A 14,289-nucleotide genomic window follows, 5' to 3' on the forward strand; every position below is an offset into this window, starting at 1 on the left:
GGTAAAAAATGGGAAGTTTAAACGAAATCGTAAAACAGCAGCAACAGTCTCTTACGCAGCCGGAAGAAAACGTTTCTGAAGAGATTGTACAGTTAGTGGGATTTATAGTGGGTGAAGAAGAATTTGCCGTTCCTATTTTATCCATTCAGGAAATTATTAAACCTATAGAATGGACAAGGGTTCCGTTTACTCCTGATTACGTATTAGGCGTGTTTAACTTAAGGGGTAACGTGCTTCCACTTATAGATTTAAGAATAAAATTCGGAGTTTCCGCAAACGATATTGATGAAAATACAAGATTTATCGTTATGAAAATAAAAGACGAGGATGTGGCGTTTATTATTGACAGACTTACTTCCGCCCTTAGAATCAAGAAAAAAAACATACTTCCTCCTCCGGATACTTATTCAAATGAAGATGATATAATTGAAGGCGTGGGAAGAATGGATGACGGAAGAATTATTACTATTTTAAAAGTGGATAATTTAATAAAAAGAGAAGACATAGTGCCTTCTCAGGAAAATAATCTTTAATCTTTCAGATAAACCATATCGTTAAGGAGTAGTAAAAGCTCTCCGAAAATCTCTTTTTGTTTTTCTTCGTTTTTAATGTTGTTTTCTATATTGTCTTTTAATCTCCATTCAAGTTCGTTTATATCATAATCAAGATCGATTAATATTTCCCTTATTTTTTGGGTCGGTTCAAGAAATTCTATTTGGTGGTTTCCTTCTTCGTCAAAACTTACGATAGCTTCATTTGTGAAGCTGAAAAGGTTGTGTTTCATACCCAAAATTTCCTGATAGGCTCCTACAAGGAAAAATCCTAAATAATATTTTTCTTTGTTCAGGTCAACGTCATGTAAATATATAGGGTTTTCTTTGTTAAAAGGTATTTCTCCGTCGCTGTCGCAGGTGATATCCCATATAGTCGCACTTCTGTTTGGGCTAATATTCAGTTTTGTTATAGGCATAACAGGAAATCTCTGTCCGAGTCCCCAAAAATCAGGCAGACTCTGAAAAATAGAAAAGTTTGCAAGGTATTTTTCCTGTATTTTTTCGTTAATTGATTTAAGCTCTTTATTTTTAAATCCTCTGGAAGTTGCGAATTTGAGAGCTTTTTTAATTATAAGATGTACAAGTATTTCGCTGTTGCTTCTGTCTATAAGGTCTATATATCCCAAATCAAAAAGTGTAAGCAGACTTTCAAAATGATCCAGAGCGTCATGAAAATATTCAATATAGTTGCTTTCGTTAAGTGTATCATAAAGATCAAACAGTTCTTCCACCAGATCGGGGTTTTTGTTTTTTAACCTTAAGGATTTTTCGGTATATTCCTGAGAAAAAAGTTCGATTACCGGTGCTATTAATATAGTGGAAGGCGATGCGATAAATCGTCCGCTTTCAGTGAAAATATCAGGCATAGGAACCTGTTTTTTGTTTGAAATTTCTTTTAAAAGATACACAACGTCGTTGCTGAATTCCTCAATTGAATAGTTTTTGTCACGTTTTTCCTCCCACTGTGAATACTCTACCGCAAGTCCTCCGCCAATATTGATGGCGCTCAGGTTTTTGGCTCCGAGCTTTCTTAAATCCGCATATATGTTACCGCTTTCACGGATAGCTTTTTTAAGCGGCGATATATCGTTTATCTGACTGCCGATATGGAAATGGATCATTTTAAGTTTGTCCAGTATGCCGTTTTGTTTGAGTATTTCAATGGCTTCTATAATTTCGGTAGAGCTTAGTCCGAATTTGCTCTCAATCCCCCCGCTTTTAGCCCATATCCCGACGCCGCTTGTATGAAGACGAATACGGATACCGATATTTACCGGCATTTTGTGGTATTCGGTACTGACTTCTATAATGGATTTGAGCTCATTTAGTCCTTCAATAGTAATAGTTACGTCAAATCCCATAAAACCGGCTATGAATGCCAGGCGTATCATGTCTTTGTCTTTAAATCCGTTAATAGTGATAGGGGCGTTTTTGTTGTTATAAGCCATTGCCAGGATAAGTTCCGCCTTGCTTCCGGCTTCCAGTCCGTAATTGTATTTATGCGCTATTTTAATGAGAGGTTTTAAAAAAGTAGGAAACTGGTTTACTTTAAGCGGGAATACCGCCTGGAATTTTCCTTTGTAATCAAACTCTTTAATAGCTTTATTGAATGATATGTATAATGAATTGATCTGTTTTCTGATGAGATGGGGAAATCTGAGAAGAATAGGCCCTTTTATTCCTTTTTCTTCTATTTCTTCTATTATGTCTATAAGAGCCGGCTGGTTTCCGTAGTTTATTTTCAGTTTGCCGTTTTCTATAAAGAAATTGTTGGCACCCCAGATATCTATTCCGTAGTTCATGTTAAGCCTTTGTTTAACTTAATTTAATTATAGCTCTTTTTCGAAAAATTTTCCTTCTTTTAGCTCTTCTTCACCTACTATAAGAGCTTTTTTGTATCCGCCTTTGTCTGCGGCTTTAAGATGCGCTTTTAAAGATTTTGTTTTTGTTTCTACGAACACTTTTTGGTTGTGTCTTAGTTTTTTTGCTTCTTTTTGTATAAAAGGCAAAGCTTCGTCAAGCATTGCACCCATATATATACCGTCTCTGATTTCGTCTGTTTTAACAAGTTCCAGAATTCTTTCCACTCCTATTGCGAATCCGACTCCCGGTGTGGATTTCCCTCCTAAAAACTCAACCAGCCTGTCATATCTTCCGCCTCCGCATATTGCGCTTTGGGCTCCGATTTCGGTTGATACGAATTCAAAAGTCGTTTTTGTGTAATAATCAAGACCTCTTACGAGGTTTTTGTCCACTTCGTAACTGATGCCGAGATTTTCAAGACCTTTTTTCAGTGTTTCGAAGTCTTTTTGGCAGTTTTCGCAGAGGTTGTCCGTAATTTTTGGGGCGTCTTTTAGAATCTCCTGACAGCTTTGCTGTTTACAGTCAAGTGTTCTTATAGGGTTTTGGGTGATTCTTCTTTGACAGTCTTCGCAGAGTTCTTCTTTGTGCGAATTTAAAAATTCAACCAGTTTGTTTCTGTATTCAGGCATGCATACGCTGCATCCCAAAGAGTTGATTTTAAGAGTGTAATCAATTCCTAAAGAATCGAAAATATCCGCCGCAAGGGCAATGATGTTTATATCTTCGTATATGCTAGGTTCTCCGAAGCTTTCAATTCCGAACTGGTGGAATTCCCTCAGTCTTCCTTTTTGCGGTCTTTCATATCTGAACATAGGTCCGAAATACCAAAATCTCTTAGGAGTCTGCTGTCTGTCGTATTTGTGCTCTATAAAGCTTCTGACAACTCCCGCCGTCCCTTCGGGTCTTAGGCAGACGTCGTTGCCCCCTTTGTCTATAAACTGATACATCTCTTTATTTACTATGTCGCTGCTTTCTCCCACGCTTCTTTTAAACAAAGACGTTTCTTCTAAAATAGGGGTTTCTATGTATGAATATCCGTAATTTTCGGCAATTTCCCTGGCGGTATCGAATATTTTTAAAAAACGAGGGTCCTCAATGTCTTTCATTCCTCTTAACGCTTTAATCATTAAAATACCTTTTTTTATGAAATTTTATCTAAAATTTGTAATTTAAACTTATATTTACCGCTTCTTTTAAGTGATAATCGTATGTTTTGGAATATAGAAGATAAGGCTCGAATTCTATATATATTCTTTTGGATCTGATAATATGCCTGAAAACAAGGTTCAGTTTATGAGAATAGCAAAAAGGAGCCCTGTCTGTATAGCCCGTAAAAGAGTATCCTAAAACATAAAGCCTTTTATTGTAAATAAACGATTTATAAATTCCAGAAGTGTATGTAAAAAACGAATCGTTTTTTGTTCTTGATACGGTGGTATTGAATGTGTAAGGTTTTTTTTTGATAATTACTATTGAATATTCTTCCCAGTAGTTATCAAAAGGATAATAATAAAACTGCTGGTTAAACGCATAAGTAAGATAATAAGTTTTTTGAATCAAAAAGCTGTTTTTTATAAAAAACTTGAGTTTGGAATCTCTTATTCTTAAATAGGGTCTTATTGTCAATGAGGTATATAAACTTTTGGTCTGCGGATTCTGCTTTTTTAAATTTTTTTGTTTTGTCGTTTTATTTTTAACAATAATGTGGGAAAATTTTAAACCCGGAAGTTTTAAATGCAGTGACAGAGAGGTTGAGACCTTGCTGTTTAGCGAATCATAGCTTATTTTAAAATGAAAAAACGACTCTTTAGGGTTTATTTTCAAATAATCGGGTATAAAAAAATTAACGTTGCTGATAAGCCCTTTTTTTATAGAAATAAGGGTTTCATATAAGGTGTTTTGTTCTGTTTTTGTTTTTTTGTATACAATGTTGTCCGTAGCAAACGATAAATTAATTATAATTATAAATAAAATAAACTTTTTCATTTTAGTATTTTACCAAAGGATTTTAATGAATATACTTTTTATAGGCGATATTGTAGGCAAACCGGGAAGAAAAATGGTTAAGAAATTTCTTCCCTCTTTAAAAAAAGAGTATCAGATTAATTACGTAATTGCTAATTACGAAAACGCGGCGCACGGTTTTGGTGTGACGGAAAAAGTGTATAAAGAATTGAAAACTGCGGGAGTGGATATTTTTACGGGAGGAAATCATACTTTTGATAAGAAAAAAGACGCTTTTACGCTGCTTGAAGAAAAAAAAATATTAAGACCGCTGAATTATTTTGAAGCTCCGGGAGAATGGTATTATGAAGACGATAATATTATCGTAATAAGTGCAATGGGGATATTTGCGATGCCTTACGGCAAAAACCCGTTTATAGAGCTCAATCAATTTGTAGAAGGAAAAGATAAGTTTATTTTTGTGGATTTCCACGCGGAAGCCACAGCAGAAAAAAGAGCCATGTATCTTATGCTAAAAGGCAGGGTGGGAGCCGTGGTAGGTACGCATACGCATATCGGTACCGATGATCTGGAAATAGAGGACGGAACCTGTTATCTGACGGATATAGGTCTTACGGGCTGCAGGGATAACGTAATTGGCATGGAAGCGAAAGCGCCTATTGCCCATATGCTGACAGGTCTTAAGCATAATTTTGACGTAAAAGAGAAATGCGAGGCTATTTTTCAGGCGCTGCTTATTAAAACCGACGAAAATAAGAGCGTATCGGCTAAAAAGTTTAAAGCCGTTGGTGAGGGCGAGTTGTATGTTTCCCAGGAGGTTGAAGTTGGAGTTTAGCAATTCTTACGAGCTTCTAAAAGAACTAAGAAGCAAAAATCTTTTAATAAACAAACCTAAATACTGGTGGCCGAATTACGGCACGTTTGAAGTGGTGGTCGGAGCCGTTTTGACACAAAACACAAAATGGGAAAACGTCGAAAAAGCCCTTAATAAATGGAAAATGGAAAATGGTGAATGGAGAATTGAAGATGTTGCAAGTTTAGACCCGGTATTTTTGTCTGAAATTATAAAACCGGCGGGTTTTTACAATCAAAAGTCAAAGCGCCTTATAGCTTTGAGCCGGAATATTCTAAGGGATTTCGGCAGTTTTGAAAGTTTCAGGGAAAATGTAAACAGAGAGTGGCTGCTTGAACAAAAAGGCATAGGGTTTGAGACGGCCGATTCTATTCTTTGCTATGCATGCGGACGTGATATAATGGTAGTAGACGCATATACCAGAAGGCTTCTTAAGAAAAAAGGATATGAATTTGAAACGTATGATGAAATGAGAGAGTGGTGCGAAAGAGGAATTGAAGAAAACTGGGATAAACTCTCTGATGTTTACGAGAATGATTTGAATTTGTGCTATGCAAGATTTCATGGTAAAATCGTTGAATTTATGAAGAAAAAATAAATGGACAGACTTTTTTTCAACGGGGCTGAAATAAGATATAAAATAGTTAAAAAACCTATTAAAAATCTGTATCTGGAAGTAAAAGAAGGATTTGTGGAAATAAGGTGCAACGGATTCGTGCCTAAAAGACATATAGAAAAATTTATTCTAAAACATGCAGAGCATATTATTCATAAACTTTCCGAAAAAGAGTTTTTTTATCTTTTCGGTAAAAAATATGATAAAAACGGAGCTGATGTAAAAGAGCTGTTTAAAGAAAAACTGCCTCCTGTCGTTTTGAAATATGTAAAAACATATTCGGAAAAAATGAATCTGTATCCAAGCAGGGTTTCTTTCAGATTTAATAAAACAAGATGGGGCAGCTGCAGCCCTAAAAACAGTATAAGTTTCAATTATTATCTCGCGCAGCTTCCGGAAGAGCTGATAGAGTATGTGGTAGTACACGAACTAGCTCACATAAAGCATAAAAACCATTCGAATAAATTCTGGGATGAGGTGGCGAGGTATCTTCCGGACGTAAAAAAAAGAAGAAAACTTCTAAAAGAATTTGAAAAGAAAATATAAAGGGGAGCAATGGAAAATATTTATTTAATAATCGGTATTTTAGGGGCTTTGGTTCTGTCTGTGGGATTTACGGCATTTGTTTTGAGAAAAAAAGCCGAAAAACTTTTGGAAGAGCTTTCAAAGAAAGAAGATGAACTGAATGAGATTAATGCAGCCCTGCAGTATGAAAAAACGCAAAATGCAATCTGTGAAGAACAGATTAAAAATTTAAACGAATACAAAAGCAGACATGAACTGCTTGAAAGCGAATATATAAAAAATAAAGAAATTTTAAAAGAAATTCAGACTAAATATGAAGAAGCGAAGAGTCAGTTAACGGAAAAAGAATTAAAAAATAGAAGTTTTGAAGAAGAAATAGAAAATTTAAGAAAAGAAAACTCCAACCTTAACATTCAGCTTCAGGAATTAAAAACCAAATATGAAGAAGCTCAAAAACAGCTCTTTGAAAAAACCGGAGAACTTGAAAATGTTTATGAGGAACTAAAGCGGTTAAGGGAGTTAAGCTCCAAACTTTCCGTAGAAAACCAGGAGTTGAAAACAAAACTTGAAGAGAGTGAAAAATCTTTTGAAGAAAAACTGGAGCTTCTCAAAAAAAGCGAGGAAAAATTGAAAGAATCGTTTGAAAACCTCGCAAACGAAATCTTGGAAAAAACAAATGAAAAAATGACAAAAACCTCAAAAGAAAGCCTCTCTCAAATATTGAACCCTTTACAAAACCAGATGAAAGAGTTTAAAGAAAAAATAGAATTTTTAAGTAAAGACGAAGCAGAAAAAATCAGCGCTCTGCAAAACGAACTGAAAAACTTAAAAGAACTAAGCCATAAACTCTCAACCGATGCGGAAAACCTGACAAAAGCGCTTAAGGGCGAGAGTAAAACACAGGGTAACTGGGGTGAGCTTGTTCTTGAGAGGGTGCTTGAGCTAAGCGGTCTGGAAGAGGGCAGAGAATTTGAAAGGGAAGTGAGTTTAAACGACGAGGACAATAAAAGATACCGTCCGGACGTAATCGTTCATCTTCCGAATAACAGAGATGTGATAATCGATGCCAAAACTTCTCTTAACGCATATCAGGAATATATAAAAACGGAAGATAAAGCGTATATCAAAGCACATATTCAGGCGCTTAAAAACCATATAGACTCGCTTGCCGAAAAAAAATACGAAAATCTTAAAGGCGTAAATTCCCTTGATTTTATTTTTATGTTCGTTCCTATCGAAAATGCGCTAATGCTGGCGCTTGAAAACGATTCTGGGCTTTTTGAGTATGCGTTTAAAAAAAGAGTGGTGCTCGTTTCTCCTACGACTCTTTTGGTATCGTTAAGAGCTATTGAGAGCAGCTGGAGATTTGAAAGACAGGCCAAAAATATTGATGAAGTGGTAAAAGCCGCCGAAAATCTTTATGATAAAGTAAGAGGCTTTACGGAAGATTTCGAAAAAGTCGGAAAGTCTCTTGAAAGCGCCCAAAAGTCATTTGACAATGCCAAAAACAGACTCACTTCCGGAAGAGGCAACGTAATAAGACAAATTGAAATACTTAAAGAAAAAGCCGGAATCAAACCTAAAAAGGAAATATCGAAAGATTTAAGCGACAGCGCTATGTTAGAATAAAAAACCTTCGCTTATTTTGCGAAGGCTTTGATGTAGTTGATTACCATTGCAAATGTGAACAGCCAGAATCCGCAAACCATTACTACGTCAATACATGTATGATATTCAGGTAATTGGCACATTTTCTCTCCTTTTTTTCTTTATTATAACAATTTTAACAAAATATATGAATATTTGTTCAAATATAAGATAATTTTATAGAAATATATTTAATAAACTATTAACTATGTATTAATATTGATTTAATATTTAATAAGAGCTATAATTAAAAAAAAGGCTCTGCAATGAAAACTATCGGCAAAATATTTATCTGTTTATCAATCGGAAGTTTGGGTTTGTCTGCTTTTAATCTGCCTCAAAGTATAGATAATTATGCAAATATTTCATCTCCAAAGACAAAGAGCGTTAAAAGGATAGAATTTAAAAATTATAAATTCGGCGATGTGATAAAAAGTAAAGAAATTTTATATCTTCCTTTTGCTCTAAAAGATGCGAATGCCACATTTACCGCTGATTTCGGTAGAAACGATAATGTTTTGTTTTTAGGTGAAAATTATCCAGAATTGGTAAAAAACTACAAAATAAGAAAAGAAAAACTGCTGATTTATAATCTCTTTAAAAATTATCAGCTGTTTGCTGAAAACAGCTATATTTCAGTGAACGGTTTAAAATATATTAGCAATAAATGGCTGGCAGTGATTTCTAGAGACGGTTCTTTTTATAATCTCCGTTTTGTTAACATTCAAAATCTATACAAACCGGAATTTAAAAACATTGTGAAAATAAGAAAGGTGGAATGTGCTTTAAGCGATGACGGAGTCGGTTATTTTTTTACTTATAATGTAATTAACGTTTTTAAAGACAATAAATTATATTACAAAAAAACGTTAAAAGGATATTCTGTTTCTAAATGCGAAGTTAAAATCAGTAGAAATAAAAAATATTTTTATGTTTTAACGCCTCAAAAATTCTATGTAATAGATAAAAAGTATCCAAATCATGAAAAAGTAACGGGAAGCTTGCCTTTAGGAGTGGCTTTAAGTATGTTAGTAGATGAAAACAGAAAAAGGGTTTATATTTCTGCAAAAGACATGTTTTATAACGTGGATATATCTGACCCTTCCGAACCAGATATTTCTTACGGGCTTGAATTTAAAGACAAAAGACTCAAAGGTACGGATTTATTAAGTTTAAGTAAAAACGGAAAATATTTTTATGCCTTGGATAAAAATAAAAAAATTCTTTATAAAGTGAGTATAGAAAAACGGAAAATCATACAGACTAAAAAACTCTTTGATAAAAAAATAAAAAAAGGAATTAACAGTTATTCAGAAGGTGAAATTGTTTATTTTAAAGTTTTTAATAAAAAACCGGAAGTGCTGTTTATAATAAAAAGAGATGTGAAATCTTTAAGTTTAAAAGGAAAAAACGGGAAAGTGTATGAAATAGATGAGGTAATGCTGCCTTGATTATTTCAGTTCTCCCCATCTTTTTCCGAAGCTGATTCCGACTTTTAGCGGAACTTCTAGTTTAAATACGTTTTGCATAATTTCTTTGTATTCGTATGCTTCATCGTGTGAGTCTATTTCGAAAATAAGTTCATCGTGTATTTGAAGAAGCATTTTGGATGACGGAAATTTTGTTTTTATTTCAAGCATCGCTTTTTTGATTATATCGGCCGCACTTCCTTGGAATATCGTATTGACCGCTTCTCTTTCAAAGTTTGCTATTGTTCTTGCGTTGGCGGCTGCAAAATCGAAAAATCTTCTTCTTTTTAGAAGCGTTTCAACGTATCCTTTTTCCCTTGCCTCGGTTTTGGTGTTTTCCAAAAACGTTTTAACGGTAGGGAATGAAGCAAAATATTTTTCTATGAATTCTTTAGCTTCTTTTGTGGAAACGTTTATTGTTTCACTGAGTTTTTTAGGGCCCATTCCGTATATAAGTCCGAAGTTGATTGATTTAGCCACCGGACGGTATTCTTTTGCTTTGTCTTCTCCAAATATTTTTACGGCGGTTTCAAGGTGAATATCTTTATCCTGTAAAAAGGCGTTTATGAGATGTTCGTCTTTAGAAAAATGAGCAAGAAGTCTAAGCTCTATCTGGGAATAATCCAGACTTACGAATTTTTTTTCGGCTATAAAAGCGTCGCGGATATTTATTTCCGTGGAAGTGGGAATGTTTTGAAGGTTCGGGTTTTTACTTGAAAGTCTCCCGGTGGCAGTTCCCGTCTGTAAAAAGTTGGTATATATTTTATGGTTTTCGTCTTTTTTTGCGTATTCCTGCAAAGGAATGATATATGTGCTTAAAAGTTTGTCCAGTTTTCTGTATTCGAGGAGTTTTTCCATAATAGGATGGGCGTGTTTAAGGGAATTTAGCACTTTTTCATCGGTTGAATAGCCTGTTTTGGTTTTTTTCTTTGCAGGAAGTTTTAATACTTCAAATAGAATATGTCCCAGCTGTTTGGGTGATTTGATGTTAAACTCGTGACCGGCTAGGGCGTATATTTCTTCTGTGAGGTTTTTTAATTTTTCGGTGATTTCTATTTGGAGTTTATGCATATATTCAATATCGAGTTTAATACCCTGCGATTCTATATCTATTAAAAGATTTACAAAAGGCATTTCTATATTTTCGAAATCCCATTTTACTTCTTCCCATAGTTTGTCTTTTAGGGTTTTATACAGTTTAAGTGAAATTATTGCGTCTTCAGCCGCGTATTTTGCGGCTTCTTTAATGTCCACTTCCGAGAAATTTTTTCGTTTTCCTATTATTTCTTTGAATTTTATATTTGTATGGTCAAGATATCTTTTTGCCGCGCTGTCGAGTCCTACCGAAGAATCCGGGTCTAAAATCCAGGCCATTATCATAGTATCGGCAAACGGAACCGGAATATCTAATCCGTATTTTTTAAGCATTTTGAAATCAAATTTCAGATTGTGTCCTATTACCTTTTTATTTAGTATTTTTTGTATGGCTTCAAGTGCTTTGTTTTGCGGTATCTGATCCGTAACTCCCAAATAGAAGTGGTTTATAGGTACATAATAAGCTTTTGATTCTTCAAAAGCGAAGCTGAAGCCTACGATATTAGGATTTTCCAGACCGTCGGTTTCAGTATCGAAAGCTACGATTCTGTCTCCTATTTTATCGATAATTTCAAAAAGCTCTTTTTCGTTTTCTATAAGTATTGCGTCGAACTTTACCTGATTGTCGGGCATTTTGGTTTTTACGTAAAGGCCTTCTTTTTTGACTCTCTCCAATATCGAGGTGATGTCTAAGTCTATAAGTCTGTCCGCTACTTTTAAAATAGGGTTTATTTCAGGATATTTGAATTCTTCAAGGTTTATACTGTCAAAAAGATCCGTTTTTAAAGTAACGAGTTTACGGCTTAAAAATGCGTTTTCTTTGTCTGCTATAAGTTTTTTTTGAAGCGCTCCTTTTATTTCGTCTATATGGTCGTAAAGGTTTTCAAGTGTTTTATACTGGTTGATAAGTTTTGCGGCGGTTTTTACTCCCACTCCTTTAACTCCCGGGATATTGTCGCTGGAATCTCCGACAAGAGCCTGAAAGTTTATAAAATCTTTAGGATGGACGCCGAATTTTTCTATGCATTTTGCTTCGTTTATTTCTACTTTTTTAATGGGGTCGAATATTACTATTTTGTCATCGTCTATTAGTTGATACATGTCTTTATCATGACTTACTATTTTAACTTTAATGCCTTTGCTTGCGGCAAGTTTGGCAAGGGACGCGATGATATCGTCGCTTTCGAATCCCGGGATTTCTATCATTTTAAATCCCATTTCGTTAATTAAATCTATTGCTACAGGAAGCTGCGCCTTTAAATCTTCCGGTGCTTCAGGACGGTTGGCCTTGTAATCTTTGAATATCTCTTTTCTGAAGGTTTCTTTTTCTTTTGAATCAATAGTAAATACAATATAATCCGTTTCAAAATCTTTTCCCAAAGAAGATACGAAGTTTAAAAATCCCGTAATCATACCTGTAGGAAACCCTTTTTTGCTTTTAAGAGGAGGAAGTGCGTAAAAGTTGCGAAATAAAAATCCGAAAGTGTCGATTATAGTTAAAGTCATAAAAAAAACCTTTTTTGATAAAATGTTAACATATTTTTAAAAGGAGAATTTTTGCAGCCTGTTAAAATAATAAATATAAGAGCGGCGGTAAGTAAAATTAAATATATAGGAAATAACCAGTTATGCATTATAGACGAAAACAATACGGTTAGAATATATGATACCGCAACTTATAAGCTGTTGGACGGTTTTAAAATAAAACTTCCAAAAAACAATCCTCATGAAAACAGTGTCGATATTTCCCAAAACGGAAAGTTTTTGGCTATTGCCGTAAGAAACAAGCATAAAACAACAGTATGGTCCCTTAAAGATAAAAAACTGATATACACACTTGGCTGGCATAAAGGAGATGTGCTTAGTGTCAGCTTTGACAGGGAAGAAAAATATCTCATGACCGGTGGAGAGGACGGAAGGGCATATATATGGTCTATGATGACGGGGAAAATGGTTTCTTCTCTTCCTCCTCATGCAGATTATATTACAGCTGTGGCATTTTCAAAAAACTGTCTTTGGGGAGCTACAGGAAGCTATGATAAATCCATAACGATTACAAACATATCTTCCATGGATATAAGCTATAGGAAAAAAGCACATAAAGGAGCGGTTACCGCACTAAGGTTTATGGACAAGCAGCAGCTTGTAAGCGGTGATAAAATAGGAGAGCTTATCGTATGGAATTATGCAAAAGGCAAGGTTCAAAAGCGTCTTGCCAATATGGTTGACAGAGTGTTTGATATAGTGTTTAACGGTGATGAAAGTTTTATGTTTGTTATATCGGACAATAATAAAAAAGTGTCTCTTTATTCTATGGACGACTATGAGCTCATAAGCGATGAATTTATAAAAATGTTGGAACTGCCCAGTTCTTTGGAATTTATAGATGATAAAAATATACTGATAGTCGGAACTGTAGACGGAGGTGTTTATTTTTATGATCTTTTTGAAGATGAAAGAAAACTTTCTGCAATTATTGATAAAAACGAATTTGAAAAAGCATATGAACTTATATCTAAAAATCCTTTTTTAAAAAGAACAAAAACATATGAAAATCTTGAAGATAAATGGAATAAACTTCTTGTTTTGGCACAGAAAAAGTTCGAAAAAGGCGAAACGGAACTTGCAAAGCAGATACTTGCCCCGTTTTTAAAAATACCTTCAAAAAGAAGCCTGGTTCAGTCTCTTTTTAATGATTTCAGTGAATTTGAAAAATTTAAAAAAGCCGTGCTCAGTTTAAAATACCCTCTTGCATATTCGCTTGTAACGAAATACCCATATTTGAAAAACACTGTTTATTACAAAAAAATGGAGGATGACTGGAAAAAGGTATTCAAAAAAGCAAAAGAGATTATCTTTCAAAAAGGAAAAGAAGACGAAGTCAGAGAGCTTTTAAAACCTTTTAGAGGGGTTACGGAAAAAACTCCTTTAATCCAGGCTCTGTTTAACGAAAAACAGCTGTTTCATCTGCTGCATCAGAAACTTCTGAAAAAAGAATTTTCCGAATTCTTTGCTATGATTAACAGGTTTCCGTTTTTAAGCGATTCGGAAGAATATGACAAAGCTCTCAGATACGGGGAAAGTCTTATTGAAAAAGCAAGGGATCTTTTAAAAAGAGGGGAATACAAAAAAGTTATCAATATAGTGGATCTTCTTGAACAGTTTCCTATGTTTAAAGAAGAAGCTGAAGAGTTGAAACAAAAAGCAAATATTTTACTGGAATTTCACAGAATTTTAGCTACTAACGATTTGAATCTTATTGAAAAATTTGTAAAAGAACATCCGTTTTTAGAAGATGTGATAGATTATAGAAATATAGAGAAACAATGGAGGGATAAATTTCAAAAATCAGAAATTTACGCGGCAAAAGGCCAGGTTTTGGATATTTTAGAAGAATTACAAGATTATATGAGTGTAAAAGACAAAAGAAACAAAATCGGTCAGATAGTAAAAAGCGCATATCTGCAGCAGATAATATCTCTTCTTTCAAAAGCGTTAAAAGGTCAGAATGTTTCAAGGTATTTTGAAAACGCAGTTAAAAACTATATAAGAATTTTCGGGTTTGATATGGAAATAAGCGATTTAATAGAAAAAGCCAAAAAACTGAAAATAAATGCAGATTTAAGCGGAATAGAAGAGGGCGATATTTCCAAGTGGCATTTATATAAACTTCCCGATAAAATATGGGAAGACCTCGGATAA

General features: G+C 34.3%; 11 protein-coding genes. 7 read left to right on the top strand and 4 right to left on the bottom strand.

The features are described 5' to 3' along the window. Positions 1-8 precede the first annotated feature (8 nt). A complete protein-coding gene (locus tag C3L23_RS01850; RefSeq protein ID WP_127679463.1) occupies positions 9-533 on the top strand; it encodes a chemotaxis protein CheW in 525 nt (174 codons plus the stop codon). Here C3L23_RS01850 and speA read toward each other — a convergent pair. The 3 genes from speA to C3L23_RS01865 are packed head-to-tail and all read right to left on the bottom strand — an operon-like array spanning position 530 to position 4,403. Then, entirely contained in the window at positions 530-2,356 is a 1,827-nt protein-coding gene (gene speA / locus C3L23_RS01855) for a biosynthetic arginine decarboxylase (protein WP_127679464.1), read from the bottom strand. The genes C3L23_RS01850 and speA overlap by 4 nt on opposite strands. A gap of 27 nt (positions 2,357-2,383) precedes the next feature. Beyond that, positions 2,384-3,544 (bottom strand): histidine--tRNA ligase, encoded by a 1,161-nt coding sequence (gene hisS, locus C3L23_RS01860; protein WP_127679465.1) that lies wholly within the window; start codon positions 3,542-3,544, stop codon positions 2,384-2,386. A gap of 28 nt (positions 3,545-3,572) precedes the next feature. Then, positions 3,573-4,403, bottom strand: coding sequence for a hypothetical protein (locus C3L23_RS01865; RefSeq protein WP_127679466.1), 831 nt, complete (start codon positions 4,401-4,403; stop codon positions 3,573-3,575). Between the two features lie 25 nt (positions 4,404-4,428). Here C3L23_RS01865 and C3L23_RS01870 point away from each other — a divergent pair, with 25 nt between their 5' ends. The 5 genes from C3L23_RS01870 (at position 4,429) to C3L23_RS01890 (ending at position 9,474) form a co-directional block, all read left to right on the top strand. Further along, entirely contained in the window at positions 4,429-5,217 is a 789-nt protein-coding gene (locus tag C3L23_RS01870; RefSeq protein ID WP_127679467.1) for a TIGR00282 family metallophosphoesterase, read from the top strand. Beyond that, positions 5,207-5,833, top strand: coding sequence for a 3-methyladenine DNA glycosylase (locus tag C3L23_RS01875; RefSeq protein ID WP_127679468.1), 627 nt, complete (start codon positions 5,207-5,209; stop codon positions 5,831-5,833). Before C3L23_RS01870 ends, C3L23_RS01875 begins: the two co-directional genes overlap by 11 nt. Beyond that, entirely contained in the window at positions 5,834-6,397 is a 564-nt protein-coding gene (locus tag C3L23_RS01880; protein WP_127679469.1) for a M48 family metallopeptidase, read from the top strand. A 9-nt stretch (positions 6,398-6,406) separates the two neighbouring features. Continuing rightward, positions 6,407-8,005 carry a DNA recombination protein RmuC gene (gene rmuC / locus C3L23_RS01885; protein ID WP_127679470.1) on the top strand — a complete coding sequence of 533 codons (1,599 nt, stop codon included), beginning with the start codon at positions 6,407-6,409 and terminating at the stop codon, positions 8,003-8,005. Positions 8,006-8,289: 284 nt separating this feature from the next. After that, entirely contained in the window at positions 8,290-9,474 is a 1,185-nt protein-coding gene (locus C3L23_RS01890; protein WP_127679471.1) for a hypothetical protein, read from the top strand. On the opposite strand, the gene polA is transcribed toward C3L23_RS01890, so the two are convergent. Then, on the bottom strand, positions 9,475-12,093 hold the full coding sequence (polA, locus tag C3L23_RS01895) for a DNA polymerase I (protein WP_127679472.1): 2,619 nt from the start codon (positions 12,091-12,093) through the stop codon (positions 9,475-9,477). A 51-nt stretch (positions 12,094-12,144) separates the two neighbouring features. On the opposite strand from polA, the gene C3L23_RS01900 reads away from it, so the two are divergent. Further along, complete coding sequence (locus C3L23_RS01900) at positions 12,145-14,289, top strand: WD40 repeat domain-containing protein (protein WP_127679473.1); 2,145 nt, start codon at positions 12,145-12,147, stop codon at positions 14,287-14,289.

Origin of the sequence: Nautilia sp. PV-1, assembly GCF_004006315.1 — a bacterium.
Lineage (GTDB): Bacteria > Campylobacterota > Campylobacteria > Campylobacterales > Nautiliaceae > Nautilia > Nautilia profundicola_A.